The organism is Wohlfahrtiimonas larvae, from assembly GCF_002006755.1.
Taxonomy (GTDB): Bacteria; Pseudomonadota; Gammaproteobacteria; order Cardiobacteriales; family Wohlfahrtiimonadaceae; genus Wohlfahrtiimonas; species Wohlfahrtiimonas larvae.
This window is the reverse complement of sequence record NZ_MVDO01000106.1, coordinates 1-9,876: the sequence shown is the minus strand read 5'-3', so window position 1 is coordinate 9,876 and position 9,876 is coordinate 1. Positions and strand designations below refer to the sequence as shown.

The following is a 9,876-nucleotide window of genomic DNA, read 5'->3' as shown; positions in this document are numbered from 1 at the left end:
ATAAGCTCGTTGATCAATGACCTCTTTTTGAGAAAGTTGTACAATTGCTTCATAATGTAGAGCATCTCCCGCTTGATTGACTAGGAAATTAGATGCACATCCTTGAAGAAATAGAAATGTTGCAAATATAATAAGCTTTTTCATGATTGCTCCATTATGGTGAATGGAAAAAGATAACTTGTTACAAATCATATCAAAAAGATAAATTTTTTAAAAATAAATTAGAATGATATTGCATTGCTTAACTTGTATAAGTTAGGCAAAATAGCGCACCTTTTTGTTGGTTTGAATTTATTTGGAGGCTGAATCATGTACAGCGTATTGAACGTATTTAAAGTGGGTATTGGTCCATCTAGTTCACACACAATAGGCCCCATGAAAGCAGCTAAAGAATTCATCGATCGTTTGGTTCAGAATCATTTGATTCATAAGACAACAACTATCATGGCGGATGTTTATGGTTCATTGTCTTTAACAGGTAAAGGTCACTTAACTGATGTGGCTATTTTATTAGGTTTATCAGGCTATTCCGCTGATAATGTAGAGATTGAAAAGATTCCTAAGATTGTCGAAAATATCCGAGCTCAAGAAAAATTATCCATTAATGATGGGCAATATCAAATAGACTTTCTAAAAGAAAATCTGAGATTTCATAGTGAGTTTTTACCTCGTCATGAGAATGCAATGACATTTTCTGCTTATCATGGTGAAGAATTATTATTAAAAATGAGCTTTTACTCGATCGGTGGCGGGCAAATTATCTCAGATGAGGATGATAATAGTGCTGAGAAAGATAAAGCTGAAACAACAGCAATACCTTATCCGTTTACATCTGCGAAAGAGCTATTACAGCATTGTGCTGAAACATCACAATCTATTTCAGATGTTGTATTGAAAAATGAATTGGTATCACATGATTTGCAATATATACAAGATTACTTCAGTAATATTGCGAAAGTAATGAATGAATGTATTGAACGCGGTATGAAAGCGGGTGGGCAATTGCCAGGGCCAATGCGGGTACCTCGCCGTGCTCATAACTTATATCAATTATTAACATCGCACGGCCAAAATACAAAAGATCCCATGATCATCATTGATTGGGTGAATTTGTTCGCGTTGGCAGTGAGTGAAGAAAATGCGGCAGGTGGGCGAGTTGTGACTGCACCAACAAATGGAGCTTGTGGCATCGTACCTGCAGTTTTGGAATATTATGATCGTTTCATTGAGCCATTAACACCAGAAAAAGCTATGAAGTTCTTTTTAGCATCAGGGGCGATTGGTACTTTGTATCAGCGCAATGCTTCGATTTCTGGCGCAGAAGTTGGTTGCCAAGGTGAAGTTGGTGTCGCTTGTTCAATGGCTGCGGCAGGTTTGGCAGAGATTCTAGGTGCAACACCAGAGCAAGTTTGTATGGCGGCTGAAATTGGGATGGAGCATAATTTAGGCTTAACATGTGATCCTGTGGATGGTCAAGTACAAGTGCCTTGCATTGAGCGCAATGCAATTGCATCTGTGAAAGCAATTAACTCTGCACGAATGGCGATTAATCGTCAAAGTATACCTTTGGTATCTTTAGATAATGTGATTGAAACAATGTATAACACAGGTAAAGATATGAATGCGAAATATCGTGAAACGTCACAAGGTGGTTTGGCGATTACGATTTTGCCACCATGTGATTAAATAAAATCAAACTAAAATGATTTTTTTCTTATCCTCTTCGGATAAAGTTTCATACCAATCATCACCGATCACTTCGATCGGATGTTGAGAGCGATCAGATCCATTGCCACACATCATTTTATCGGCGGCACAAAATTTATCACAGCCCCAACAGATTTTTTCAGGGCGCTTTGGTTTCAATGGAAACCGCATTTTTTTAGTTTCTGATTTCATGATCTAATCCTCATAAGGATTAAGCTTGAAAGCGAAGTAATCCTTCTAAAACAAGATGTTTATGCACATGATACTCTGTTTTTGGCAAAATGGGTTCTAAAATATCTTTTAGCCATTGCGCTCGACCACCAGATAGAATGACACTTTTTACCTCAGGTAAGGATTGGTGTAATGCTAATATTGAGCCAACAACAGCATAATGAATACCTGAAGAAATGCATGCACTAGTATTATGTCCAAGCTCGCTAGTATAAGGTAATTCCGGAATATTTTTGATGGCGGTATCTTTTAATAATGCATCTCGTAATGACTTAATACCAGGCATAATTAATCCGCCTTCAAATTTGCCATCATGGGTGACGTAATCTATTGTCAGTGCAGTACCTAAATCTACAACTAATGTTGATTCATGGTATATATCCCAAGCAGCAAGCATGCCAAGCCAGCGATCGACCCCCAACGTTTGAGGAATATCATACTGATTAGTTAAGCCAAGGGCGTTATTTTGTGAGATAGCAATAGTAGGTTGAAGGGCTGTAAATTCAGCAATGTCAGACAATAGTGTATTTAAGCGTTCAACTTTAGTAACCGATGATATTTTGATTTCATCTGGCATTGGATACAGGTTAAAGAGCTTAGTCACAAAACTATGTAACACTGAGTAATCAATGAACTGATATTGTGATAATCCCTTTTCTTCTGTGAATAAAGCAAACTTAATACATGTGTTACCGCAATCGAACAAAAACTTAGGCATAGGCACGCAGCGAAAGCTCTCCTGAAAAGTATTGCTGCACGGTGCCATTTTCTTGTTGAATCAAAAGCGCACCATTGTCTGCAATGCCAACTTCTGTACCAATAATTTCTCGTGCAGGAGAGAATAATTTAACTTTTTGCCCATGTAGCGCACTGTTTTGATTCCAAAGCTCTACAATATTAGGCAAATTAAATGATTCGTAGTCATCTCTTAGATTAGAGATCAATTGAATAATATCTGCGACTAAAATATTACGGTTAAAGGCCTCACCTAATATTTCATAAATAGAAGTCGCTCGGTTTTGTGTTAAATTTGTCTCGATTAAGGGTAAATTATTTAAACCAATACCAATGATCATTTCCACTTCATGTTCTGACTTAGCACTAGTTTCGATGAGAATACCTGCTAATTTAGCACCATTGACCCAAATATCATTCGGCCATTTAATTTTGGCAGGGATATTTTTGCTTTGAAGATATTCCACCAAGTAAATGCCTAAAGCAGGGCTGAAACTGGTTAAATTAGCCAATGCTTGAGCTTTAAACTGAATCCGCATTGAAAAATAAAGATTACGTGCTAAAGGCGACACCCAAACTTTGCCATTGCGACCACGTCCTTGAGTTTGCATTTCACTGACCATTACTAATGCTTTTGTTAAGGGTAGTTTTGCAATCTCTTCATTAGTAGATGTGATATCGATATGTGTAATGACATCATCTACACAGTTGTTCGGTAATTGGGCAAGAATACTCTGACGATCTAAAGGAATGTAGGGATAAAAGGCTTTGTAACCTTGGCGGCCAATCGTTTCTACTAAATGACCTGTTTTAAGTTCATTAATAGCTTTCCAAACAGCTTGGCGAGTTACATTAAAGCGTTGCGCCAAGGCTTCACCACTATAGAGTTCGCCAGATTGTAATAGGTTAAAAAGTTCTTTGGCTAATGGAGACATAAATTTGACACTATTAGAAAAGAAAAAAGTGCCAAACAGCACTTTTTTCTGGTGATAATTAATGTATTAGCTGAAAAGTACAACTGAAACAACAGCTAAATAACCAATAATGCAAAGGCCCCAAATGATTACAAGTGGCAATTGATTTTCAATAAATTTCATCATATCTTATCTCCCTGACGTTAAACGTTACAGAATTTTAATAATAGCTTGTGCCGATTGTATAATATTATACTCATTTAAGGCAGCAATACAAATTCTACCTGTATCAAGAATATAGACGCCATGTTCATCTCTTAACTTCTGTGCTTGCTCTTGAGTTAGACCAGAATAACTGAACATTCCTTGTTGTTGTTTGATAAAGCTAAAATCTTTTTTCGTTTGGCCTTCATTGAGTAAAGCCGTGAATTTTTCACGCATAGCATGAATGCGTATACGCATTTCTGCTAATTCATCAAACCATTCTTGGCGTAATGTATCATTACTTAAAACATGACCAACGATTGCAGCACCAAATTCTGGTGGAGAAGAGTAGTTTGCACGCACCATTTTTTTCAATTGTGATGTGACACGTACTTGTTCTTCAGCTGATTTTGTAACAACTGATAAGGCACCTACGCGCTCGCCATACAATGAGAATGATTTTGAGAATGAATTAGCAATCAATACAGGTACGCCAGCATCTGTCATGATGTGAATAGCTTTAGCATCTTCTTGAACGCCTTGGGCAAAACCTTGATAAGCCATATCTAAGAATGGCATCAATGATTTTTCTTTCACAACTTCTGCCAATGTTTTCCACTCGGCATCTGTTAAATCTGCACCTGTTGGGTTATGGCAGCATGCATGTAAAATAATGATGGAATTTACTGGTAATGCTTTGAAGTATTCAATCATTGCATCAAAACGTACGCCGCCAGTTTCTGAATCAAAGTATGGATAAGCTTCGACTTTAAACCCAGCACCTTTGAAAATTGCACGATGGTTATCCCACGTTGGATCAGATACGTGAACTGTTGGTAATTTCTCTGCAAATAATTGGCTGAGGAAATCTGCGCCAACTTTCAATGCACCTGTGCCACCCAAAGTTTGCACTGTTGCTAATCGGTTTTCGGCAATCACAGAATTATGTTCTGAGAACAATAAGCGTTGTACAGAGTTGTTGTACATTTGCAAACCGTGCATCGGCAAATAAACATGTGGCTTTGCTTCAGCAAAAAGTGCATCTTGAGCTTTTTTTACAACATTCAGAACAGGTACTTTACCATTTGCATCTGCATAAATGCCGATTGTAAGGTTGATTTTATTCTCTCTTGGATCTTGTTTGAATTTTTCCACTAATCCAAGAATAGGGTCATCAGGGGCCAGTACAACTTGATTAAAAACGCTCATATAGATTCCTTTGAAGTTAAATAGAGTGATTTTATGACAAAGGCCACACCCAAAGTAATGCAGGTGTAACGGTTATTAAGATTAATATATCTAAAATTAAGCCAACACGCCAATAATCACCAAATTGATAGCCCGCAGGACCCATCACAAGTGTATTGGAATGATGACCAATTGGAGTATTGAATGTGCAAGAGCTTGCAATAGCAACCCCCATTAAATATGCATCAGGATTGTGCCCAAGCTGCTGAGAAATACCATAAGCAATCGGACACATGATGACGGCAGTTGCAGAGCTATTGATAACATCAGTGATGATCATCGTAATTAAGATAATGATACCTAAAATCATAACATCGGGTAGATCACCAATGATTCCGACCAATTTATTGGCCAGAATGGCCGTTACTCCTGTTTGTTGTAAAGCAAGTCCGACAGTGATAAAACAACCCAATAACATTAATAGAGGGCCTTCTTGGCTACGATAGACATCTCGTATGGGAAGCAGTTTAAATATTACTAATAAAAAGACAGCCAATGGAAAGCTAATTTGTGGCGGTAATGTTTGTGTCGCCACTAGAATAATAGATCCAAGAAAGATTAAAATCGTAGGTAATAAGCGGTAAGAGGCTTTTAAGCTAATATCTCGCTCTGCTAGAGGAAAGCATCCTAAATATCGTAATGTTTCAGGTAGCTCATCTGAATGGCCTTGTACCAATAGCACATCTCCAACTTTTAATTGAATCCTAGAGAAACGCTTACGGATATTTTCACCTTGTCTAGCAACACCAATTACATTTAAGCCATATTTTTCGCGGAATTGTAGCTCAGATAATGTTCGGTTATCCATGCGAGAGCCAGGATTGATTACAACTTCTAAAACTTCTAGTTTATCGTGAGGGATATTCTTATTAGCGCTGCTACGTGTCAGATTCATTCCTGTTAGTAGCTCAAGTTGTTTAAGCTCTTCAGGTTGTCCTTCTAATAACAATGTATCATTGCAACGAATGATCTCTTCACTGCTAGGTGCGATAATGCGTCGAGCACCACGGATGATGACTACAACTTTGACTGAGTTCTCAGAAATTTCTTCTAATATTGCTACTGTTTTATCTACAACTTTATTGCCATGTTCAACTTTAGCTTCTAATAGATAGTTATCTGTCGTAAATTTAGTTTGTGAGCTTTCAGAGCGGCGATTAGGAATTAAACGCCAACCAATGAGTGATAAGTATAATAATCCAACAACGGAAATGATTAAGCCTGTTGGTGTAAAATCAAACATATTGAATTGAGATAAACCAATAGATTCACGATAGTTTGCAACGATTAAGTTAGGTGGCGTACCAATCACAGTGATTGTACCGCCTAGTAATGATGCAAATGCCATGGGCATTAGTACTTTGGCTGGTGCAATATCATAACGTTGGCATAGCTGGATAGCGATAGGCATAATCAATGCTAATGCTCCAACGTCGTTCATAAAAGCTGAGAAAAATGCAACAAGTCCGGCCAATGTAAAAACAAGCATAGATGGACTATCAGAAAAATACCCTAATCGTTTAGAGAGATGATAAGTGATGCCGGTTTTGCCAATGGCATGGCTCAGTACTAAAACAGAGGCTACAGTAACAACGGCAGGATGGCTAAATCCATTAAAGGTTTGTGTAATGGGAACAATACCTGATAAAACTAGTGCAAGCAAAGCGCCCAGTGCAACAAAGTCGTAGCGAATGCGTCCAATTAAAAATGTGATGAATGCAGCAACTAAAACTAAGAGAGAGAATAGTTGGTCATTGGTTAAAAAAGGGATTAATTGAAAGTTAATATAACTGAGCATAACGTTTCCTATGACAGGCGTTTTTGTATTAAACGATATTGAACAGATGTTTCAGGGTTAATATTATATGCTTGTTTATAGTGACCTGTCGTGCCATCTAAGCACCATGCTGTTTGATCTTCTAAACACCATAATAATCCTTCTTCGATCACTTTTTGCTTAATTTCTTTATCGTATAAAGGTACTGCAATTTCAATTCTTCTAAAAAAGTTACGATTCATCCAATCAGCACTTGATAGATAAGCATGTTCTTTGCCTGCATGATAAAAATAGTAAACACGAGAATGTTCTAAGAATCGGCCGACAATTGAACGGACTCTAATATTTTCTGATAAGCCCGGTATGCCTGGTTTTAATGCACAAGCACCTCTGATAATAAGGTCAATTTGTACACCTAACTGAGAAGCATTGTACAAGGCTGTGATAATAATTGGTTCCATTAATGCATTCATACGAGCAATAATGTAGCCTTTTCTGCCTGCTTTTACTTCTTGAATTTCAAACTCAATTTCTTCTAATAAGCGATCAATAAAATTAAATGGAGATTGCCAAATAGTAGAAAGAGAAGGGATTTTGGCTAGGCTAGATAGGTTTAAGAAAATTTCTGAAATACTTGCTGTCACTTCTTTATGAGAAGTTAGTAGGCTAAAATCAGTATATAATCTTGCATTGCCTTGATGGTAATTACCTGTACCAATGTGAGCATAACGACGGAGATAGGTTTCACCTTTAAGATTTTTTTCTTCACGAATCACCAAGAGCATTTTTGCGTGGGTTTTATAACCAAATACGCCATACACAATTTTAATACCCGCATCTTCCAATCGAGAAGCCCATGATAGATTCGTGGCTTCATCAAAACGAGCCATCAGTTCCACAACAACATTCACTTCTTTGCCTTGTCTTGCTGCATTCACAAGCAATTCCATTAACTCTGAATCATCGCCTGTTCTATAAACTGTCATTCGAATGACACGTACAGTGGGATCATTAGAAGCTTCTCTGAGAAAATCAACAACGGGTAAAAAGCGATCATAAGGATGATGTAACAAAATATCTTGTGCATTGATTTCACTAAATGCATCTATTCGATTTTCCCAGCGTTTGGGAATATGGCGTTTAATAGGCGTAAAAATCAGATGAGGTTTACGTTCAACATATTCCAAAATATTGTGGATTTGTGAGAAATCAAAGTGATATTGAGTGGCATATAAATCTTCTGAAGATAATTCAAACTCTTTCAATAAAAGGGCTTTAAGGTGAGAGGGGCAATTACATTCTATTTCTAAGCGGACAGCATGGCCAAAACTTCTTTGCTTTAATTCACCACGTAATGCTTGATGGAGATTGGTTAATTCTTCCTTATCAATGTACAAGTGGCTGTTGCGAGTCACTCTAAATTGATATAAACCTAAAATTTCTAAACTTGGGAAGATATCTGCCACAAAAGCTTCAATAATGGCTTGGATGGTTGTGAGTTGTGTTTCGCCATTAGGAGAAGGTAGCTCAATAATGTGTGGTAAATTTTCAGGAATGGGTAAAATCGCTGTATCTATATTGCGACCATATGCATCAGTACCTTTTAAATCAACAATAAAATTGAGTGATTTATTAGTAATGTGTGGAAATGGATGCGCTAAATCTAGTGCAATTGGGGTAAAAACAGGGAGCATATTCTGCGTAAAAAGATGATAAAGCCAGTGATGTTGTTCTGCGCTCCAATCTTGTTGACTTAATACATGGATATTTTCTTTTTTTAATTCAGGCAGTAATTCATTGAAAAATATTTGGTGTTGTTCTTGTGTAATTTTCAATGCATAAGCTTGAATGCTAAGGCGCCATTCACTAGCGCTTTGGTTTTCTATACGCTCTAAGCCAGATTGAATTTGTTCTTGCATATTTGCCATACGAACTTCAAAAAATTCATCGATATTAGAAGAGACAATTGCAATAAATTTTAAGCGCTCTAATAGCGGTAACATGCTATTTTTTGCTTGTGCTAGCACGCGTTCTTGGAATGCAAGAATAGAACGTTCCCGATTGATGAGAGGAACTGTATGTGGGGTTAACATGGTTAACGAAGCATCCACAATCGACCTACTTAGTATAATAAAAGAATAACAGTCTATTGTAGCTGAAAAGATGTGCTTTTTCTATGCAAAGAAAAAGCACAGAACTCTGTGCTTTTTCGATTAGATTATATAAAGCATTAAAATAAAATTATTTTTTAGGGACTTCATCTTCTAAAATAATTTTAAAGCTTGGAATATCTTGTTCTTTTTTATCATCATTAGTGTCGATCATTTGTGGTTTAATCACAATTTCATCTTCAATAGTAATGATAGGTTGAGCAACGATTTTTTCTTTAGGTTCTGTTGCTTTAGGCGTATCTTTGATTTCAACAATGCTGTGTTGAATCACGATTTCTTCAGCTATTTCAGTAGTTGTTGTTTGAGGTTCAATAGATACTTCTGCTTTAGATATTTCTACTTGTTTAGATTTCTCTATAACAGGTTTGACTTCAATATTATCAGTATCAGCAGGTTTATCTGTTGTTTGTTGGATAACGATATCTACAGTTTCTGTTGTAGGTTGTACGGGCTCTTTTGGCGTTTCACTTACAACAACTTCTGATTGTATTATCGTTGGTTCTAGTTTTGCTGGTTCTTCCGTAACAATAGTAGCACTTTCTGGTTGAGTGACGCTTGCCTCAGCTGCTATTGGTGTTTTTGCATCTGCCACTTTCTCATTAGCTATTTCAGCAACAGGCTCTACAGCTTTGATACCTTTGAGTGCATTCATTTCTTCTTCAGAAATACGTTTACGGCCTTTGCGAATACGGCGTTTACGAATTTCACCATTCACTTCAACTTCAATTGATTCAGGTTTTGGTGTAATGCTTGTTGCTTTAACAATATTCTCATTTTTATTGTCAGACTTTTCAGTTTTCTGAGTATTTTGAGTGGTATTGTTGTTATTAGCATTATTATTTTTATTGCGAGAGCGACGTGTTCTTGGTTTTGGTGCTTCACCATTATT

General features: G+C 37.0%; 7 protein-coding genes and 1 pseudogene. 1 reads left to right on the top strand and 7 read right to left on the bottom strand.

The window, feature by feature from the left end:
- Positions 1 to 309: 309 nt before the first annotated feature.
- Positions 310 to 1,686, top strand: coding sequence for an L-serine ammonia-lyase (locus BZK14_RS06615; RefSeq protein WP_077925753.1), 1,377 nt, complete (start codon positions 310 to 312; stop codon positions 1,684 to 1,686).
- 6 nt (positions 1,687 to 1,692) lie between these two features.
- On the opposite strand, the gene BZK14_RS06610 is transcribed toward BZK14_RS06615, so the two are convergent.
- The 7 genes and pseudogenes from BZK14_RS06610 to BZK14_RS13270 all read right to left on the bottom strand — a co-directional run.
- Positions 1,693 to 1,899, bottom strand: coding sequence for a DUF3079 domain-containing protein (locus tag BZK14_RS06610; RefSeq protein WP_281249089.1), 207 nt, complete (start codon positions 1,897 to 1,899; stop codon positions 1,693 to 1,695).
- A gap of 19 nt (positions 1,900 to 1,918) precedes the next feature.
- The gene (locus BZK14_RS06605) at positions 1,919 to 2,656 is read right to left on the bottom strand and encodes a type III pantothenate kinase (protein ID WP_077925752.1); all 738 of its coding nucleotides are present in this window, start codon (positions 2,654 to 2,656) and stop codon (positions 1,919 to 1,921) included.
- Entirely contained in the window at positions 2,649 to 3,608 is a 960-nt protein-coding gene (locus tag BZK14_RS06600) for a biotin--[acetyl-CoA-carboxylase] ligase (RefSeq protein WP_077925751.1), read from the bottom strand. Before BZK14_RS06600 ends, BZK14_RS06605 begins: the two co-directional genes overlap by 8 nt.
- A 189-nt stretch (positions 3,609 to 3,797) precedes the next feature.
- Complete coding sequence (locus tag BZK14_RS06595; protein ID WP_077925750.1) at positions 3,798 to 5,000, bottom strand: amino acid aminotransferase; 1,203 nt, start codon at positions 4,998 to 5,000, stop codon at positions 3,798 to 3,800.
- A 31-nt stretch (positions 5,001 to 5,031) separates the two neighbouring features.
- Positions 5,032 to 6,837, bottom strand: coding sequence for an SLC13 family permease (locus BZK14_RS06590; RefSeq protein WP_077925749.1), 1,806 nt, complete (start codon positions 6,835 to 6,837; stop codon positions 5,032 to 5,034).
- Between the two features lie 8 nt (positions 6,838 to 6,845).
- Positions 6,846 to 8,927: a polyphosphate kinase 1 gene (gene ppk1, locus BZK14_RS06585; protein ID WP_245831204.1), complete on the bottom strand. Its 2,082-nt coding sequence runs from the start codon at positions 8,925 to 8,927 to the stop codon at positions 6,846 to 6,848.
- A 130-nt stretch (positions 8,928 to 9,057) separates the two neighbouring features.
- Positions 9,058 to 9,876, bottom strand: a pseudogene (locus BZK14_RS13270) (hypothetical protein); the annotation flags it as partial.

Coding starts and splice junctions, on each gene's coding strand:
- BZK14_RS06615 (WP_077925753.1), top strand. CDS start 310: ATGTACAGCGTATTGAACGTATTTAAAGTGGGTATTGGTCCATCTAGT.
- BZK14_RS06610 (WP_281249089.1), bottom strand. CDS start 1,899: ATGAAATCAGAAACTAAAAAAATGCGGTTTCCATTGAAACCAAAGCGC.
- BZK14_RS06605 (WP_077925752.1), bottom strand. CDS start 2,656: ATGCCTAAGTTTTTGTTCGATTGCGGTAACACATGTATTAAGTTTGCT.
- BZK14_RS06600 (WP_077925751.1), bottom strand. CDS start 3,608: ATGTCTCCATTAGCCAAAGAACTTTTTAACCTATTACAATCTGGCGAA.
- BZK14_RS06595 (WP_077925750.1), bottom strand. CDS start 5,000: ATGAGCGTTTTTAATCAAGTTGTACTGGCCCCTGATGACCCTATTCTT.
- BZK14_RS06590 (WP_077925749.1), bottom strand. CDS start 6,837: ATGCTCAGTTATATTAACTTTCAATTAATCCCTTTTTTAACCAATGAC.